Origin of the sequence: Paenibacillus sp. FSL H7-0703 (assembly GCF_038003485.1) — a bacterium.
Taxonomy (GTDB): Bacteria; Bacillota; Bacilli; order Paenibacillales; family Paenibacillaceae; genus Paenibacillus; species Paenibacillus polymyxa_B.
In genome coordinates this window covers 2,022,682-2,040,749 of record NZ_JBBOPF010000001.1, presented here as the reverse complement: position 1 = coordinate 2,040,749, position 18,068 = coordinate 2,022,682, and the positions used below count along the sequence as shown (strand labels likewise).

At 46.3% G+C, this 18,068-nt stretch carries 20 protein-coding genes and 1 other annotated feature; of the genes, 11 read left to right on the top strand and 9 right to left on the bottom strand.

From position 1 onward, the window contains the following. Positions 1-62 precede the first annotated feature (62 nt). Positions 63-1,334 carry a methyl-accepting chemotaxis protein gene (locus tag MHB46_RS08805; protein WP_061831071.1) on the top strand — a complete coding sequence of 424 codons (1,272 nt, stop codon included), beginning with the start codon at positions 63-65 and terminating at the stop codon, positions 1,332-1,334. A 93-nt stretch (positions 1,335-1,427) separates the two neighbouring features. Here the strand turns inward: MHB46_RS08805 and MHB46_RS08800 are convergent, their stop codons facing one another. Next, a complete protein-coding gene (locus tag MHB46_RS08800; RefSeq protein ID WP_025723740.1) occupies positions 1,428-1,640 on the bottom strand; it encodes a hypothetical protein in 213 nt (70 codons plus the stop codon). 140 nt (positions 1,641-1,780) lie between these two features. Between MHB46_RS08800 and MHB46_RS08795 the strand changes: the two genes are divergently transcribed. Next, on the top strand, positions 1,781-2,563 hold the full coding sequence (locus MHB46_RS08795; RefSeq protein ID WP_341162098.1) for a YwaF family protein: 783 nt from the start codon (positions 1,781-1,783) through the stop codon (positions 2,561-2,563). A gap of 126 nt (positions 2,564-2,689) precedes the next feature. Here MHB46_RS08795 and MHB46_RS08790 read toward each other — a convergent pair whose 3' ends face one another. After that, on the bottom strand, positions 2,690-3,481 hold the full coding sequence (locus MHB46_RS08790) for an SDR family oxidoreductase (RefSeq protein ID WP_209950035.1): 792 nt from the start codon (positions 3,479-3,481) through the stop codon (positions 2,690-2,692). Positions 3,482-3,740: 259 nt separating this feature from the next. Between MHB46_RS08790 and MHB46_RS08785 the strand changes: the two genes are divergently transcribed. Together MHB46_RS08785 and MHB46_RS08780 are read left to right on the top strand one after the other, a co-directional pair. Beyond that, entirely contained in the window at positions 3,741-5,114 is a 1,374-nt protein-coding gene (locus MHB46_RS08785; protein WP_341163709.1) for an N-acyl-D-glucosamine 2-epimerase, read from the top strand. Between the two features lie 118 nt (positions 5,115-5,232). Continuing rightward, entirely contained in the window at positions 5,233-5,904 is a 672-nt protein-coding gene (locus MHB46_RS08780) for an MgtC/SapB family protein (RefSeq protein ID WP_341162097.1), read from the top strand. A 230-nt stretch (positions 5,905-6,134) separates the two neighbouring features. Here the strand turns inward: MHB46_RS08780 and MHB46_RS08775 are convergent, their stop codons facing one another. Both MHB46_RS08775 and MHB46_RS08770 read right to left on the bottom strand, forming a co-directional pair. Next, positions 6,135-6,812 carry a peptidylprolyl isomerase gene (locus tag MHB46_RS08775; protein ID WP_341162096.1) on the bottom strand — a complete coding sequence of 226 codons (678 nt, stop codon included), beginning with the start codon at positions 6,810-6,812 and terminating at the stop codon, positions 6,135-6,137. Positions 6,813-7,143: 331 nt separating this feature from the next. After that, positions 7,144-7,401 carry a YqkE family protein gene (locus MHB46_RS08770; RefSeq protein ID WP_023987317.1) on the bottom strand — a complete coding sequence of 86 codons (258 nt, stop codon included), beginning with the start codon at positions 7,399-7,401 and terminating at the stop codon, positions 7,144-7,146. A gap of 130 nt (positions 7,402-7,531) precedes the next feature. Between MHB46_RS08770 and MHB46_RS08765 the strand changes: the two genes are divergently transcribed. Continuing rightward, positions 7,532-8,764, top strand: a complete 1,233-nt coding sequence (locus tag MHB46_RS08765; RefSeq protein WP_341162095.1) for an MFS transporter — start codon at positions 7,532-7,534, stop codon at positions 8,762-8,764. Positions 8,765-8,914: 150 nt separating this feature from the next. Beyond that, positions 8,915-9,094, top strand: coding sequence for an aspartyl-phosphate phosphatase Spo0E family protein (locus tag MHB46_RS08760; RefSeq protein ID WP_061831220.1), 180 nt, complete (start codon positions 8,915-8,917; stop codon positions 9,092-9,094). A gap of 116 nt (positions 9,095-9,210) precedes the next feature. Here the strand turns inward: MHB46_RS08760 and MHB46_RS08755 are convergent, their stop codons facing one another. Further along, the gene (locus MHB46_RS08755; RefSeq protein ID WP_029516111.1) at positions 9,211-10,113 is read right to left on the bottom strand and encodes a DMT family transporter; all 903 of its coding nucleotides are present in this window, start codon (positions 10,111-10,113) and stop codon (positions 9,211-9,213) included. A 154-nt stretch (positions 10,114-10,267) separates the two neighbouring features. On the opposite strand from MHB46_RS08755, the gene MHB46_RS08750 reads away from it, so the two are divergent. Continuing rightward, positions 10,268-11,128 carry a TrmB family transcriptional regulator gene (locus MHB46_RS08750; protein ID WP_134903740.1) on the top strand — a complete coding sequence of 287 codons (861 nt, stop codon included), beginning with the start codon at positions 10,268-10,270 and terminating at the stop codon, positions 11,126-11,128. An 85-nt stretch (positions 11,129-11,213) separates the two neighbouring features. On the opposite strand, the gene MHB46_RS08745 is transcribed toward MHB46_RS08750, so the two are convergent. Next, positions 11,214-12,836, bottom strand: a complete 1,623-nt coding sequence (locus MHB46_RS08745) for a DUF1593 domain-containing protein (RefSeq protein WP_341162094.1) — start codon at positions 12,834-12,836, stop codon at positions 11,214-11,216. A 236-nt stretch (positions 12,837-13,072) separates the two neighbouring features. Further along, the gene (locus MHB46_RS08740) at positions 13,073-14,155 is read right to left on the bottom strand and encodes a bifunctional 3-deoxy-7-phosphoheptulonate synthase/chorismate mutase (protein ID WP_013309063.1); all 1,083 of its coding nucleotides are present in this window, start codon (positions 14,153-14,155) and stop codon (positions 13,073-13,075) included. A gap of 91 nt (positions 14,156-14,246) precedes the next feature. Further along, positions 14,247-14,518, bottom strand: a binding site (T-box leader). 161 nt (positions 14,519-14,679) lie between these two features. Between MHB46_RS08740 and MHB46_RS08735 the strand changes: the two genes are divergently transcribed. The 3 genes from MHB46_RS08735 to MHB46_RS08725 are packed head-to-tail and all read left to right on the top strand — an operon-like array spanning position 14,680 to position 16,924. Continuing rightward, positions 14,680-15,540 carry a carbon-nitrogen hydrolase family protein gene (locus MHB46_RS08735; protein ID WP_028543188.1) on the top strand — a complete coding sequence of 287 codons (861 nt, stop codon included), beginning with the start codon at positions 14,680-14,682 and terminating at the stop codon, positions 15,538-15,540. 16 nt (positions 15,541-15,556) lie between these two features. After that, entirely contained in the window at positions 15,557-16,228 is a 672-nt protein-coding gene (locus MHB46_RS08730; RefSeq protein ID WP_341162093.1) for a GNAT family N-acetyltransferase, read from the top strand. A gap of 24 nt (positions 16,229-16,252) precedes the next feature. Further along, positions 16,253-16,924, top strand: coding sequence for a hypothetical protein (locus MHB46_RS08725; protein WP_028543187.1), 672 nt, complete (start codon positions 16,253-16,255; stop codon positions 16,922-16,924). A gap of 88 nt (positions 16,925-17,012) precedes the next feature. Here MHB46_RS08725 and MHB46_RS08720 read toward each other — a convergent pair whose 3' ends face one another. After that, positions 17,013-17,192, bottom strand: coding sequence for a hypothetical protein (locus MHB46_RS08720; protein ID WP_250259190.1), 180 nt, complete (start codon positions 17,190-17,192; stop codon positions 17,013-17,015). Between the two features lie 91 nt (positions 17,193-17,283). Then, positions 17,284-17,544, bottom strand: coding sequence for a hypothetical protein (locus MHB46_RS08715; RefSeq protein ID WP_341162092.1), 261 nt, complete (start codon positions 17,542-17,544; stop codon positions 17,284-17,286). Positions 17,545-17,727: 183 nt separating this feature from the next. Between MHB46_RS08715 and MHB46_RS08710 the strand changes: the two genes are divergently transcribed. Next, positions 17,728-18,015, top strand: coding sequence for a hypothetical protein (locus MHB46_RS08710; RefSeq protein WP_023987328.1), 288 nt, complete (start codon positions 17,728-17,730; stop codon positions 18,013-18,015). The last annotated feature ends 53 nt before the right edge of the window (positions 18,016-18,068 follow it).

Here is an 18,068-nt window from a genome sequence, read left to right as displayed (position 1 = left end):
AATGTAGCAATTTTATGGTAAAATGGAATCAAATTTGAGTTTTTTGGGGTGGGCTACAGTACATGAAGATGTCACTAGGTACGAAAATGGTTACTGCATTTGTCTCAATTTCTGCAATAACCTATGGAACAAGCGCTTTTTTTATTTTTGTACTCAAGGACTGGCTTGCTCAAGGTACACAAGAATGGGTGTACACTTCGATCATTCTGTTATTGGGTGTTCTGTGGAGTGGCATTTTGGGCTGGTTGATCTCAAAATTACTCACACGGCCAATTGTTAGGTTGGCAAAGGCGGCAGAGGAAGCTTCGGCGGGGAATCTGTCTGTTGTAATTCCTGAACGTCGTTCGGAGGATGAAATCAAAGTTCTGTATGATGCATTTCGGCATATGATGCTGAACATTAAAGATATGTTCAATGAGATCTCGTACAGCACCAGAACAACTTCGCAAAGTGCGGAAAATCTGAGCTTGGCTATTGTGCAGGCTACCACACAAATTGAGTCCATGTCTTCGGTGGTAGAAGATATTTTGAATGGTGTGGAGCAGCAAAAGCAAGCATCTGCCCAATCTATTAAAACAGCAGACCGAATGCTGGGCGATTTTAAAATGATGCGTAGCAAATCGGGGCATATGCTGGAACTGTCAGGCCATATGGAGCATTCAGTAGATTCGACGCAGACTGTATTTTCATCCCTGATGGATGGAATGGGAGAACTGACAGCATCACATGGTCGTTCGCAGCAGGTAATTGCACGACTGGAAAAAGAAGCTTCCCAAATTGAAGCGATTACAAGCACCGTGAAGGATATTGCCGAACAGACCCATCTGCTGGCGTTGAATGCTTCCATAGAAGCGGCGCGTGCGGGAGAAGAAGGGAACGGGTTTGCGGTAGTGGCTCACCAAATTCGCGCACTTGCCGCCCAAAGTACGGAGTCTGTGCAGCAAATAAATGCCATCGTTAGCCGTGTCCAGTCACAAATCGTAGAGACAGTGCAGTTGATGCATCAGCAAACGTCATTGGTCAGTGCTGAGGCAGAACGGACAAGCTCTGTGGATCAGACGTTGAACCGTCTGAACGCTATTGTACGTGAATTTGTCGAGAGCATCCGATTAATGGAAGAAGCCGTGACGGAGCAGACGAATCGGGTAGATCAAACCTTTGAGCAGATCCATCGTATTCAGCAAATGTCAGGGGCCTTCTCTGAAGGAGCTCATAAAATTTATAAGGCTGCTCATGAGGAGACAGCAATTATGCAGGAAATTTCGTCTTCTTCCGAGGATTTGAAAGTGCTTACGAATAAACTCATGATGAAAACACGTGGAATGCAACTATAACAGAAACCATCATGTGAGGCATGATATATACAAACAAAAAATAGCCGCTATACACCGGAAAACGCAGCAAAATGGTTCCCCGGTGTGTAGTGGCTATTTTTTAATTTCAAAAAACTCACATTGTTTTCTGGGGTGGTAAGCCAGATCACTGACGCTGGATTGCACGACAATGGTTTGATCGTCGAAACGGATGATGATTCCGCCAGAGCCAATCAATTGGTCATCCTGAAATACCCGGACACGCAGATGACGTTCCAGTGCCTCGCTGAAATCCTGATCTGTAATTAATCGGCGATTAATGGCCATGAGGGTTCTCCTTTGAATATAATATCTTTTATCATAAAGGTAAGGTATGGAACAAGCAAGAAACACGGCTAGAACATAATCGGCTATTGGGTATAGAATAGAATGCAACGAAGAGAGAAAGAGATCAAAGGGGGCTAGCTATGGATAGGTCGTGGTCAGGGCCTTGGTTCGATGCCAACGCGCCAGAAAGGTTCGAGGCTTTTACTTCGTCACATGGGTTGGCTATATTGGGACTTATTGTATGCGCTTTGATACTGTGGCTGACTCGGGGGTGGATTCGGTCGAACAAGCCTATAAGCGAGGGAATTCGCTGGTTGTTAATTACAGTCCTCATTCTGTCAGAGGTGACTCTGAATATTTGGTATGTGATGCAGCATATTTGGGATGTCCAGACCTCACTGCCATTAGAACTGTGCAGTGTGACACTGCTGCTGTCTATCCTGATGCTCATTTTTCGAAGCCGCTGGTTATATCCGATCATCCTTTTGGCCGGAATTGGAGGGGCGCTTCAAGCCGTACTCACGCCTAATTTGGCATACGCATTTCCGCATTATCGTTTTATCCATTTTTTCATAGCTCATAGTGCTATTATTCTGGCAGCCTTGTATATGACCTGGATAGAAGGACTCCGACCGACGTGGAAGAGTGTGGGAGGAGTGATGCTTTTTCTGAATGGCTTGGCGCTGATGGTGTGGATCGTAGACGATGCTCTCGGAGCTAACTACATGTTTCTGGCCGGAAAGCCGTCAACACCGTCGATATTAGATTTTTTAGGGCCATATCCTCTGTATATTGTGGCTGAAGAAGTCATTGCACTGCTGTTCTTTTCTCTTCTGATGCTGTTGTTCGAGGTGCTTCCGGGAGGCAGGCTGTATATCCGCTCGCGTAAAGGAACTGTGCATAGTGCTGACAGGTCGTCATAGTGAGGTTGTAGAGGCGTTGTAAAGCCATATAAAAGCAGCCTATTCCACAAGTATATGACTAGGGATAAGGCTGCTTAGAAGCCTAAACAGTTGTACGAATGGGTATAACGTTCCCCATTCTAATACTTAACGCAGTAGTGATTCTGCTCCGTCTACATAAATTTCCGTACCCGATACATGAGATGACTCGTCTGAGGCGAGAAACAGGACCAGATTGGCAACCTGCTCTGGCTCACCAGGGGCATCCTCTAGCGGATGCTCTCCGCCCTTCGGAAATTCGACTGGAATTTGTACCTTCTTCAAGTCTTCCGAAGGGTACGTGTTATCGTCAATTTGCGTGTCGATAGCTCCCGGGCATATCGCGTTGACCCGAATTTTGTAACGTGCCAGCTCCAGCGCTGCCATTTTCATAAAAGCAACCTGAGCTGCCTTGGTGGAGGCGTAGGCTGAGAATCCAATACCCGAAAAGGTTCGATTACCGTTGATGGAGCTGGTAATGATAATGCTGCCACCGCGTTCTTTCAGGTAAGGGACGGCATATTTAACGGTAGCAAAGGTGCCGCGAAGATTAATGTTCATCGTGCGGTCCCATTCCTCCAGTTCCAGTGTCTCGATAGGGGCCATGGTGCCGTTAATGCCTGCGTTGGCGAACACAATATCCAGCTTTCCGTACGTTTCCACGACTTTAGCGAACCCCTGCTGAATCATATCCGGCTTGGATATATCACATTCCAGTACAAGCGCCTCGCCGCCAGCCTGCTCGATGGTTGCTTTGGTCTCCTCTGCATGCTTGGGTGTCCGATCCAGCATGACCACCTTGGCGCCTTGTTCTGCAAAACGGATCGCGGTCGCCTTGCCAATTCCTGAACCTCCACCACTGACCACTGCTATCTTTCCTTGCAATCTCTGCTCTGCCATTGACTATTCCTCCCATTCCGTTCATAAACTAAACCTGACTCGTTATTCCATACCTCTGGACGTTGAGGGTGAAACAGTCACAGCTGGATTTTATCCCATTTGCGAAATATGGTAACATAGGCGAACCAGCAGGAACTTGTAGCAAAAATAAATAGCAGGAACAAGTATGGAGAAGACCGAGTGACGGAGGTGGATCGAATTGAGCTATAACGCAAATAACCGACCCGAATCGACAGACGCTATAGCACTGACCGGAAAAATGAAACCGTGGGCACTAAGCGGCCCCAGTATTCAAATCGATCCGTTGTTTCCCTATTACGCCAACCGTTCGCGGGACAGTATAGCAGATGAGATCGCCCTTGCGGGCTACCAGACCGTTCATTATTTTGTCGTGCGTGAAAATGAAGTGGATGGAGCGCTTGTTGCTGCTTTTCAACGCAGAGGCATAGCGGTGTGGGCAATGGTGCTAGGCAACGGCTCTTTTGGCGTGTCCCAGCTACCGCCGGAGTGGAAAGAATGGCGCATGGAGCTGCTGCGCGAACCGAACGACGGATTTCAGCGGCTTTCGCATTTTGCTCAGGAGTATGTGGAATGGAAAAAGAAAGCCGCTGCCCGGCTCGTCACCGACATTCCGTTCGACGGGTTCGAGGTGGCGGAGCCTTATTTCCCCGAATGGAACGGGCTGCGCAGTGGAGTGTACGGGGATGTTGGGCCGCATGCACAGCGTGCCTTTCGCGAGCGTAGCGGTGAGGACATTCCTGATTTCCGCGACAGGCATGCGCGGAATTATTACCGGAAGGTTCCGAAGCTGTACGCGCAGTGGGTTGATCTGCGTGTGGACGCCGTGAACGGCCTGATCAGCGAGCTGGTGAACGGCGCAGGCGGTGTGCGTGATGTCCGGCCGGACATCTGCGTGGCGACATGGTCGCTTGCTGTGAGCGGACGCGGCGATGTCCCAGGCCAGCTGCGGGAATGGCAGGGTCTGGACGCGGTAGCTATGATCGGGTGCGTCGCCCCGGATATGCACGTACTCCAGACCCATTGGCCGGACTGGATGCGCCGCCGTCTGCCGCCACAGTATATTCGCGGCTACGCCCGCATCGCGCAGTCGATTCGCGCCGCTTATCCGGGCCTGCCCCTCGGGGTGCAGGCGGATATCGGTTCGCTCGCGCGGATGGTTCGAGATCGCGAGTGGACGCGGCGGTTCGGGGCTACCGCCCTCGAGGGCGACTACGACGCCTGGACCGCCTATGAATACCATGTGGGTGGTTACATGTACGATGAGCCGCCCAAACCGCTTAGGGCGGAACGTTCAGCCGAAGATGAGGTAGTTATTTCTTTCAGCAAGCGGATTGCCACACCGTCTGTAGATGAGCTGCGTATTTGGAGCCGGGAGGACAGAGCAGGTACAACACGCGAGCTGAGCCGCCACCTAAGAAACGATTCACTAACGTTGCTGGAGCTTGTGGATGCCGTAGCAGACGGAAACCGTCTATTGCTGCGTGTACGCAATTTACCAGTGGGGGCGTTCAGCTTGCGCCTTGATGGTGTGCAGGATACACCGGAGCTATGGCTGCTCAAGGGAAGAAAGGCGCATCGCAATCTGCCAGAGGATGAAGTGAGGGTTCCTTAAAATTTGGGTAATAACAAAATAACAGCTGTATAAATGGCTCATTTGCCGTAGTATTTTTAAATTGTATACTTTGAGGCAACATCTTTCAAAACATAAACTATAGTGGAGTGAAAAAAGTATGTGGGATTGGGATTACCTGATTCGGGTCATGTTTGCAGGATTATGCGGCGCGTTAATCGGCTATGAGCGCAAAAGTCGGATGAAGGAGGCGGGCATTCGCACGCATTTCATTGTCGGTATTGGCGCAGCGCTCATGATGGTGGTATCCAAATATGGTTTTCAGGATCAAACCGTCTGGTCTAACCTGTCGCTGGACCCTTCCAGAATAGCAGCACAGGTTATAAGTGGAGTCGGCTTTATCGGCGCAGGGATGATTTTCACACAAAAAAACAGAATCAAAGGACTCACCACCGCTGCGGGCATCTGGACTACCGCCGGGATTGGTATTGCCGTCGGTGCGGGAATGTATGGGCTAGGTGCGGGTGTGACGCTGTTTATTTTGGCGGCTCAGTCCTTGCTCCATAGTCGTTTTTATCAGCTGGCTACCCCGTCTACGCGACAAGTGGTTGTTCAGGTCGATAATGAGCCGGACGTACTGAATCGAATCAAAGAACTGCTGGAGCACAAGAAGCTGACGATTCACAGCTTTCACGTCGAGCGCATCAATAACGGTGAGCAGTGGGTTATTCATATGCTTTTAAAGCTGTCCCGGTCAGAGGGAGTGGAGGAACTGCTGTCACTGCTTCAAGAGATGGAAGGTATTCGTTCAGTCGAGACCAAGTCCAATTAGACGAAGTTACTTACTGCTCACACAGTAGCTTTTTTGTCGAACGCTGGCGGCTTTTATAACGGAAAAAAACTTTAAAAATAATGATTGAAAACGCTTCCTTTTGTGTATATACTCTTACTACATCACAGAGACAGCAGCTTAGAAAGCATCAGGGGATAAGCAAAAACGACCTCATGCGTATGCACAAGGTCGTTGCTGGTGTCCCGTTTTGAAAGACTGATTTGAATGTCTTACTTTACTTTGACTGGAGCTGGATATTTTTTACCCAGCGTATCCACAGTGACTTTTTTCATCGTAGCCGGTTGGATCGGTTTGTCATTGCTATCCCGTTTGGAATTGACGATAGCATCGACCACATCCAACCCGGACGTTACTTTACCGAAAGCGGCATATTGACCGTCGAGGTAGTCCGCATCGGCAACCATGATGAAAAATTGCGATCCGGCCGAATCCAGATCCGCTGAGCGGGCCATGGATAATACGCCACGTGTATGTTTGAGTGTATTGTTAACACCATTGCTCTTGAATTCGCCTTTGATACTGTAGCCGGGGCCACCTGTACCGTTACCTTGCGGATCACCACCCTGAATCATAAAGCCTGGGATAACACGGTGGAAAATGGTACCGTTATAGGCTCCCTTTTGCACCAAAGAAATGAAATTGTTAACCGTGTTCGGTGCTACTTCCGGATACAGCTCAAGCTTAATTTTCTTGCCATCATTCATGACAATCGTGACAATCGGATGGGAAACAGCCTTGTTCTTCTCTTTAGTCGCAGCAGGAGTTGTAGTGCTTGTCCGGCTGGCAGCTTCCACATCGGCCGCTTTTGTACCGCATCCAGCAACCAGCACGAGCATGATGGCCAGTAGGCACAGCGTGTACCATGGGCGTATCGTTTTTCGGTTCATTGATATTCCTCCTGAAAGATTGGATGGTGTAACATCCTAATTTTAAAGTTTGGGGGCAGCGCAGAACACTTTTCCATTTTCTATCATACCTTTTTTGCTGGGGATAAGGAAATACGGGTTTGAAAGCCGTATTCTTGACCCATACTGCTGCTATTCCCAAGGAAAGGGGCAGGATCATGATGGAGGTAGACAAAAAGCTGGCGAAAGGTCTCATATGGGGTATGGCGTTCAGTCTGCCGGTTTGGGTAGGGGTGCTGTACTCAGTACAACATATTCGTGACTGGCTATAACATAAAGCGTAAAGATAGGCCAAAACCGTTATGGTTTTGGCTTATTTGTATTTGTGCCAGTCCAAATTGCTGTTATTCAGCAGATGCTCAAAGTTGTTATCCAGCTTCTTCTGTTCAGCTTTTTTTGCTTCGACGGCACGCTGCCGTTCGTCTTCTTTACGCTTGTCCTGTTCTGCTTGGGCTTCATTGGCTTGAGCCTTAAGTTTATTCAGCACATCCTGACTCAACAGATCCTTTAACGTAGCAGGTTTGTCCTGAGCCGCAGGAGCAGGGGAAGACGAATTTCTCTTCTTAGCCATGTCATCAACTCCATTCCATTCGATTATATCAGCTTCTTCACGGTTGTTCCACGATTGAAGGATGAGGGGACGGTAGACTTTTCTAATTTAGAGGGTAATAATGGAATGAGCAGAAGGGACGTGTGGCATCATGCATCTATATTGGAAGCGAAATCTGGTCATTTTGTGGATTGGAGTATTGTTTTGCAGCATGGCCTATTCCGTGTCTATTCCGTTTTTACCTATATTTCTGAATACGGAAATGGGTGTAAATGATCATCTGGAACTGTGGTCGGGGATTGCCTTTGGAGTCACTTTTTTAGCCAGCGCGCTGATTGCCCCATTTTGGGGTTCGCTTGCGGATAAGTATGGACGTAAGCCGATGCTGATTCGTTCAGGCTTTAGCCTGGCGGTGTTGTACCTGATATGTGCTTTTGTGACAGATCCATATGTGTTCGTAGGAGTACGGTTGTTTCAAGGCCTACTATCCGGGTTTATTCCTGCTGCGATTGCGCTGGTCGGAACAGGTTCGCCTGAGGAGAAAACCGGCTATGCACTCGGTATTATGGCGACCGCTGGGGCGACAGGCAGCATTATAGGTCCGTTAATTGGCGGTGTGGTGAGCCATTATTATGGCAATCGGAATGCCTTTTTTTTCTCAGCGGCTCTTGTACTGGTATCTGCGTTAATCGCGACCTTTGGCGCTAGAGAGGACAGCTTCAAGGGAACCAGTACCCGCTCGCATGTTCGTGATGATATCAAGGAGGCTATTGCTAATCGGCCTTTGTGCTTTTTGCTTATTCTGGCGGGATTAAGTACCTTTTCCGTCATGATATTGGAACCGTTAATTACGGTATATGTGCTTGAAATGGGAGTTGACCGTAGCCAGGCGTCTTTAAGTTCCGGGATTGTATTCTCAGCCGTAGGCATCGCGGCGGTGCTGATGGCTCCCCGATGGGGACGGATTGGAGGACGGACCGGATTTGCACACGTGCTGCTGATTGGGCTGATCGGTTCGGGAATCGGGAATATCTTACAATTTTTTATAACCAACTTTGTTGGTTTTGGTGCGCTTCGGTTTGGATATGGATTGTTTTATGCGTCCGTCATGCCTGCTATCAACGCGATGACTGTGGAGGTCACCAAGCCAGAGTTTCGCGGACGAGCCTTTAGCTTGAGCCAATCAGCCACTCAACTCGCGACAATGGCAGGGCCGTTGATTGGCGGCATGCTTGGCAGCTGGATGCCGATCCGCTGGATCTTTGTGTTAAACGGTGGCATACTGCTGCTTGCAGCGTTGTTGCTAGGGGTGAAGGGGAAAAACGTGTTCCCGGTTTCAGCCAAGAAGAACGTCACGGATCAGGATATTCATTCTGCCGGATAAGCGAATCACACAGGATTGTCGAAGAGGACAACCTTAGAGTTCATAGAGCAGGTCTTTTTTTGTGTTATTAGATAATTATCCCAAACCTTTACTTTTAGTATACTTATTCATAACCCTCTACACTGATAATATGACAAGGAGGGATATATTATGATAAGAGACGACATTTTGTGTCAACAGCTTGAGAAAGCTCGTCAAAAGCTGTATATTTTGCAAGCAAAACATGGTTTTAATCATGCCAGTGTGCTCAGACAGTCTGTAATTATGGATAACCTCATCAATCAATATAACCACCTTTTTTATATAAAAGAAAAAAAGCCAACTGCATAAATGGAACCGATGGGCGAGAAACTTTTGGTGAGGTCACTCGCCCTTATATTGTAGCGCTGATACTTATAACAACGATGATTGTCTTAACTTTTATAACTAGTGTGCAATCTTTCATTTTAGGTACGGTTTGTTTGATGTGCACTCAGTAAAACACCGATAATAACGACCAAACCGCCAATGATTTGGCGCCATGTAATCGTTTCTTGCAAAAGCAACACAGAAAATAAGACTCCAAATATCGGAACCAAATTCATCAGAGAAACGGAACTACTCGGTGACAGCTTGATTAATCCGTAATTGTAGAGCAAAAATGCGATAACGGAGCAGAATACACCCAGATATACTAACAACATAAACGATCCGGTTGTCGGAACCTGCCAACGATCCTTTTCTAATAGAGCCAACGGTATGAAAAAGATACTCCCTGCAACGGTTTGATAAAAAGATAACGTCACAGGCGGATATTTGTCCACAACCTTGCGCGTCATGAAAGTGTAAAACGCCCACGCAAAACCCGTCCCGATTAATATTAAATTTCCGATTAGTTGATTCTTACTATCCGAACTTTCGCCAACTGAAGTCAAGAAATATACCCCGATCATGGCCAGTGCTATGCCGCAAATTTTATATTTGGATATTTTCACTTTATACAAAATAAGTTCAAGCAGCGACGTAATTGCGGGATATGATGCAACAATTAATGCTGCGTTGGAAGCGGTAGTCAGGCTAACCCCTATATTCTCCATTGAAAAGTAGAGAGTGATCCCCAAAACACCACTAAACGAAATCGTAGCCAAATCTTTTGGCTTTACTTTGACATGTTCTTTTTTAATCAGCAAAACGATACCTAGCACAACGGAAGCTATAATAAATCTGGAAAGACCCAAGGTAAGAGGGGGGAACGTCGTGTAGGCTGCTTTGGTGGCAATAAACGATGTACTCCAGATCAATAGGGCCAGAATCGTAGAACCGTAGTAAATCCGGTTGCTTTCGCTGTGATGAGCTATGACTTTGTTCAAGTTAAATCCTCCCTGAAGTAATTCCCTGTGAAATATAATAGTTGCTACTATAGTGACTACTATAAAAACGTTACTAAAAAGATAGTGTGTATATCAGTTTTTGTCAAGGGGAAGTGATATAGTAAGGATGAACACGAATTGAGGAGAAGACGTCATGAAACCAAAACCAAATATATTAGAAATTCTACGAGATTTGAATTTTAGTGAATATGAAGCCAAGGCTTATGTGACCTTATTGGAAAGCTCTCCACTTTCGGGATACGCCGTTTCATTGAATTCCGGGGTACCGAGATCCAAAATTTACGAGGTTTTGTCTGGAATGGTTAACCGTGGGGATATCATGGTCAGTCAAGAAAATACGCCTCTATATGTGCCGCTTCCGCCACATGAATTGATTGCCCAGAGAAAACGCAAAGCAGAGCAGATTTTCAATGTGGCGCAAGAGAGTTTGGAGCAGTACACAGCATCATTTCAAAATAGAGAGAATATTTGGAATATTTCGGGGTATGAAGCCATTATCAATCGCATAAATGAAGGGGTAAAGGGAGCAAAACACCGAATTTTATTGGAAATTTGGAAAGAGGATGCCGAGGTGTTCCGAGATGCCTTAGAGCAAGTCGCTCAACAAGGAATTGAAGTGATCATTGTAGCGTATGGGGAGCTTAACTTTGATTTCGCTACTGTTTACCGCCATGATATGAGTGAGGAGATTACGTCTGAAATTGGTGGTCGGTGGATTGTACTTAGCGTAGACGACCGGGAGGTCGTAGCTGGCATACTTTCACTTGGTGATGACAGTCGCGCGGCATGGACGTTGCATCCGGGGCTGGTGATGCCGATTACTGAAGTGATTATACATGATATTTATATCATGGAAATCCTATATGAGTTCCGTGAACAATTAGAGGAGAAATTTGGCCCTAATCTAATTCATCTTCGCAATAAATTTGCTATGGGCCCGAATGGCAAAGGATATTATGTTCCTTTGACTGAAAAAAGCATTAAACGTGTATAGGGATTGTCTGAGGTCCGATGTGCAAAAATAAACAGGCCCATGGAGTGTTATTCCATGAGCCTAATTTTATTGATGTTGTGTTCTATTATTTTACGGTTATAATCACACGTTGATAATGCTTTAAAGGATGTTTACCATTGTCCTGTACCTCTGCAATGATATGAATCGTATTTCCAGACTTAGCATCTGCTGGAACTGTGAAACTTGCTGTATTTGTGTCACTTCCTTGCAAGTCAATCGTGTTTACTTTCTCGCCTTTAGCTACTTCTCGGTGAAGCCCAAGCTGCATTTCTCCCAGCAATTCAGGTTTAACTTGTGCGGGTTTTACTTTGGAATCTTCATACGTGTCGGCTTCAAAATATCTCCACCATTTGTAAGTCAATTGATCACCGTCTGGATCTGCACCTTCTGCATGCAGGGTTATTTTCTCCCCTGGACTAGCCGTTAGGTCTATTCCTTCTTTAATGGTCAATGTTGGATTATGGTTGGTATCTTTGTAGTCGGATGCAATAGCCCAATCTGCACGAGCAGCAAAGTCATTTTGAATATCATCAAACCAACGCATCAAAGAATATTCTGCTTCGAATTTTTTCGTATGCACATCATAATCTAACACAGTATTTCTAAACAATTTATCGTTAACGACACCGAAACGACCTCCCCAGCCACCATAGGTTGGGTTTTCCATACTCCGCAATCCATTATCAATTAAATAGAAGAAGGATGGAGAATCACCTTCAGAAATAAAGTCATACTTGCCGTATTGTGGATTTTTCTTTAAGTAGGCTTCACTGCCTCTTTGTTCTTCATCCAACTCGCCTTTGATGATATTGCCATCGCCCATCAAGGCATACATATTGAGCAACTTGCCATGACCCTCTTTAATATTTTTAAAATTCCATTCCCCGTGCAACTTGCTGTTTACTTCTTCTGTGTGCATTTTCCAAGCATAAGCGAAATGCCAGAAGTTAGATTGATCATTAATAATTCTGATGTCAGGCCAATTTTTAGCGATGTAATTATTGTAGCTATCGTCCTGGTCCAGAATGATGTACAGTACGAGTTTATCACTTACTTTTTTTCGAATCGTTTCCCATTGATCTGTATTTTTATATTCGTCTTCAATGGACTTTAGAGCTCTGGCCGTGGTATTGGTTCCACCCCAAGTTTGTACATATAAATCTCTTTTGTCATTGTCCAGGAAAAGCGCTTTAAGGAAATTGGAGCCTTCCGTTTCTTTGTCCATTTCACCTTTATTTGAAATGTTACCTATTTTGGTAACGCTCTTGATATATTCAGGCTTTGGATATCCCTCGGCATGTTTAATTAAGTTGGGATAAATCTCTCCGTAGGCATCAATCATGTCCGTTACCCATTGGGTTCCGGTCCATCTAAATGGCTTGATGCCAGCTTTTTCATCACCTGCATAATGATACACAGAGCTAGTCAGTACAATCCCGGACAAATCCATTTCATTGGAGTAAAGAAGGAAGCGAATGACAGAGTTCATATCATCTACTTCTCCATCAGTAGTGATCACCGTTCTGGCTTTGGTAGTTTTATTTTCTACTTTATTTTCCGTTTGTTTTTCTGTTGGAGCAGCGCTTTCATCTTTCACAATGGCGGGCGCCTTACCACTGCAACCACTGATGATCAGAATACATATCATGGCTAATAGAAGAATGCTTAACCCTTTTCTTTCTCTCATTTCTGTTCCCCTCTCTGAACGTTCCTATGATGTTTTTTTAGGATTATAACCATGTAGGTATTCTTTTTATTCAAGAATTAGGCATAAAAAAAACCTAAACATATATATGTCTCAACAAAAGTCGAGCATATATACATTTAGGTTTTGCCTGCATGATCAGTCACAATCCTAATCCAATTCTACATCATTATCTGAGAAAATGAAAGCGGTTTATGAATGCCGGCATAAAATTAGTTTTACGCTTTGAATAAACCGGATTCTTTGACTTCAGACAGGAAGTTGTGGAACTCAGGAATGTTCAGCTGTTGCTGAGCATCGGACAAAGCGACTGCCGGGTTCGGATGGACTTCCACCATGATACCGTCAGCACCAGCAGCCAGGGCAGCTTTGGCACAAGGGGCCAGGATGTCCTTACGTCCTGTAGAGTGAGTCACATCCACCAATACAGGCAGATGGCTTTCCTTTTTCAAAATCGGAACAGCGGAAATATCCAGCGTGTTACGCGTCCATTTTTCGTACGTACGAATACCGCGTTCAATCAGCATGACTTGCGTGTTACCACGGGAAACGATGTATTCAGCAGCATGAAGGAACTCTTCCATGGTGGCAGCCAGTCCGCGCTTGAGCAGAACCGGAGTTCTGGTTTCACCCGCAGCTTTGAGCAATTCAAAGTTGTGCATGTTGCGCGCACCAATTTGAATGATGTCGATGTATTGGATGGCTTCCTCCAAATGTCTTGGATCGACGATTTCACTGATTGTAGCCAGCCCGAACTCGTCACCTACACGTTTGAGAATTTGCAGTCCTTCCACGCCCAGTCCTTGGAAATCGTACGGAGACGTACGTGGCTTGAACGCGCCACCACGAAGAATCGGCACACCGGCTTCCTTGAGAGCCGCACCTACTTCGCGAGTTTGCTGGTAGCTTTCCACCGAGCAGGGACCTGCGACCATAATGGAAGCTTTGCCGCCCACCAGCGTATCTTTAACCTTGATAACTGTGCTATCCGGTTGATTTTTGCGGCTGACGATCAGATGTTTTTTGTGTTCTTCTTTTTGATAGTTCAAAGAAGCCTTGAAAATATTTTTGAACAGCTGGCGAATCGTAGCATCGTCAAACGGTCCACGGTTAGCCGCAATCAGCTTGTCCAGCATTTGTTGTTCACGTACTGGATCAAAGTCAGGTACCCCTTGAGCTTCCTTCAATTTTCCAAGTTGTCCTGCCAGTTCAGCGCGTTGGGACAGCAACTCCAGCAATTGCAAATTTGTAGCATCGAGCTGTTCACGCAGCAGCTCCAAAGAATTTTCATTTGTAGACATACAGTACTACATCCTTCCCGAATTTAAATTTGTTTTTTCTGTCAGCCCATAGACTTTTTTTTGCAGAAAATAACACAAAAAGGCACTCGTCGCAAGGGACGAATGCCGTGGTACCACCCTAATTACAGAAGTATACATACGAATCATCAACGTCGTTCAGTCGACGGCAGTAACTTCTGAGCTTGATGCCCGTAACGGGGGCTTCCGGAAACCTCTACTGCGGACAAAGGAATGAATCCTTCTGTCGGTTCAAGGCTCGACTCGGGAGTGAATTTCAACGCGGGATTGCGGTACGCTCTCAGCAATTCGTACCTTTCTGTGGGAATCCGTTAGACGTTTACTTGTCTCCGTCACTGTCTTTGTTCATGGTATTCAAAAGATTTGACCTTATTTTAAACAAAGTAGGTGCAGAAGGCAAGCCCTGATTATCAGGTTCAGTTTTCGCACCGTTTTGAATCGGTTATAATGTGAACAGCAACGGGCCCCCCTTGCAATCTAAAAGACGTGATGTCCGAGGAGGAATTATGAGCAAAATCAGAGTATCGGCGGTTCAATATCATCTGCATACGATTGACTCATTCGAGCAATTTGCCCTGCAATCGGAACATTATATCAAAACAGCGGAGGAATTTGGTGCGGAATTTGTTCTGTTTCCCGAGTTTTTTACGACCCAGCTTATGTCGATTGGTGATAGTGAAGGCAAAGCTCTGACGATCAACTACCTGCCGGATTTTACGGACCGGTATCTTGAATTATTCACTTCGTTCGCACGTCGAACCGGGATGCATATTATCGGTGGCACTCATGTAGTTAGGAGAAACGAACGTTTATATAATACGGCACATTTGTTTTACCCGGACGGGCGTGTGGCCACTCAGGACAAAATTCACATTACACCGACAGAGGTGCATGAATGGAATATGGCTCCCGGTGAGGGGCTGAATGTGTTTGAGACGTCCAAGGGCACCATAGCGATGCTGACCTGCTATGATATTGAATTTCCCGAAATCGTTCGCATGGCGAAGGCCAAGGGAGCAGATATTATTTTCTGTCCTTCCTGTACGGACGATCGTCACGGATTTTACCGGGTACGATATACAAGCCACGCCAGAGCGGTTGAAAATCAGGTGTATGTCGTTTTAACGGGAACTGTCGGCGCTTTGCCTACGGTTGATTTTATGCGTGCCAATTATGGACAAGCCGCAGTCATTACACCCAATGACATTCCTTTTCCGCCACGCGGCATTATGGTGGAGGGTGAACTGAACAACGATATGATTGTGACAGCAGATCTCGATTTGCAGCTGTTGTACGATGTGCGTGAGCGGGGCTCGGTTACAACCTGGCGTGACCGTAGAACAGATTTATACACAGACTGGAGCTAATGAAAGGAAATAAGCCATGTATCGCAAAGAATGGTTCATCTTTGACGGCGATCGGCCGCTACGGGCGGTGATTCGTAATTATTCTACAGCCGATTATGAGGGATTGCTGCGTATTCAGCAGGAGAGCTTCCCCCCACCTTATCCGCAGGAGCTGTTATGGAGCCGGGAGCAGATTGCCAGCCAGACAGAGCATTTTGCAGATGGAGCGCTGTGTGTGGAAATTGAGGGGGAACTGGCGGGTTCGGTAACCAGCCTACTGATGCATTATAACCCCGAACATCCCCAGCATACATGGGAGGAAGTAGCAGATGACGGTTATATTCGTACGCACTGTGAGGAAGGCAAGGCGCTGTATGTGATTGATTTGGCGGTACGTCCTGCTTACCGCAGATTGGGTCTGGGCAAATGGCTGATTTTTTCCTTATATCATCTTGTGATTGAACGGAGACTGGATCGTTTGCTGGGCGCGGGGCGTATGCCTAGTTATCAGCATCATGCCGACCAATTGAGCGCAGAAGCGTATGTGGATGCCGTAGTGTCTGGTGAGCTGAAGGACCCGGTATTAACTTTTCTGCTTCGTTGCGGACGGGTGCCTGTTTGTATCCTGCCGAATTATTTGGATGATGAACAATCGCGTAATTATGCTGCCCTCATGGAATGGCGAAATCCGTTTCATACCCATCACTAATTGTAGAGGAGCGTGTCCTATCCTATGGAATATCATCGCATTACTCATATTGAAGACCCCTTGTTTGCGAGCATGCATCAGCTAATGCAGGAAGTATTTCCACCAGAGGAAGTGCTGGAGTACAGTCTGTGGAAGGAACCGCTGGAAGACCCGGGTATTCGTGTCTTTGTTGCGGTACAGGATGATAAGGTAGTTGGTGCAACAGAGTATCGTTATTATGAGGACTTTAATGTAGCTATGACAGATTTTACGATCATCGGACAACCGGGACTGGGCATTGGCCGTTTTCTTTGGACACGACGCCAGAATGACTTGCACGCGCTTGCTCAGGCCAGCGGACAGCAGTTACAGGGGATGTTTGCTGAAATCTATGACCCTTACCGTGGCAACGAGCATCCCTTTGGTGGTGTCAAGCCAATGGACCCGTACGTGCGACGTGAGGTGCTATCTCATCTGGGCTATAAGCGTTTGGATCTGGACTACGTACATCCGTCCTGGAATAACGATGGTGTAGCAGTAGAAGGGCTGAATTTAGGCTTTATGCCTGAGGATGATAGCGTGGAAGAAGTGAGCGCCAAATTGGTGGCAGCTTTTATACGTCGGTACTATACAGTATTGCCGAACAAGCCTGCTGTCTGGAACGAAATGGTAGATGGATTGGAAGCTAAATCGACAGTAGCATTGCTGCCATTGTAAACATATGAAGTACAAAAAGGGTGCACTCAAGCCATGTATCATCTGCGTGGCTTGGGTAGCACCCTTTTTGCATTCTCTATCTGTCCTTTCATTTTCCTTGATCCCTGGGTTCGGGCTTCGCAGATGCGACTCCTCGTGGGTTATCTTCGGCCGAGATATCATCTGTAGTTGTCTTGTCCGCAGACCTGCGGTCATCCTCTTCCACGGGATTCAAGGCTTTGTAGCGCTTATACTCCATATCGGCTTGAGACATCGGATCTTTATACATAGGAGATCAGTCAACTCCTTTCGGTTATACACTTCATTACCCGCATAGCAGAATGGGTAACCGTTTTCTTTCACCCGATAAAATGAAGTGTTTAATCCAGCATATCGTCGCTGTCCAGTTGCTCTTCTTCGTCCCCATCGGTACCATTCAGCAAATCGGTACCATGCAGGAATTCGGCAGGAGCAGAAGGATCAACAGGACTGTTCGGTGTCAGTTCATCGGCATCTGGGACGTCTTCGAGAGGAGTATCTGGGCCCTCGGTTAGATTCTCCCAGTTGTTTTCTGCATTTTGTAGAGAAGGCTCAAAATCATTGTCATGTAGCTCATTAACTCGATCATCACGATTGGCCATGTTGCTCAGCTCCTTTACTTTTTGTTGCTTATTCCGACCTTACCCAAACAGTAGAACGGCTAAACCTTGAGTTAGTGTGTCTGTAGGAAGTTAAAATCATGCGAATAGGGATATGCCCATTCTCAATTAGCGTTTTTTTGGTAACTGCTGTGATATGATAAAGAGGATAGGGAGGGATATGAATTGGAATGGTACATGTTTGGTCCGATGATTAGTCGTATCCGAGTAGGTCAAAAGGCATCTACCCCGGGATTTTCCCGTACCCTCATTCGGCGCCCGGAAGGCTTATACTGGACAGATGGCGGACAGGCCGGAAAAATAGTAGAAATACGCGATTATTTATTTTCCGATATTTGGACGATCTATGAGGATGAAGATTGTGAACCATGGTTGGGGCTTAGAGAGCAGAAGGAGCGGCGCGAACAGGAAATGATCATTAATCAATATGAAGATTTTACAAAAAATGAGTAAAAAGAACATGATACCCTACTAATGAAGAAGGTATGCACATCATCGTATAGAAT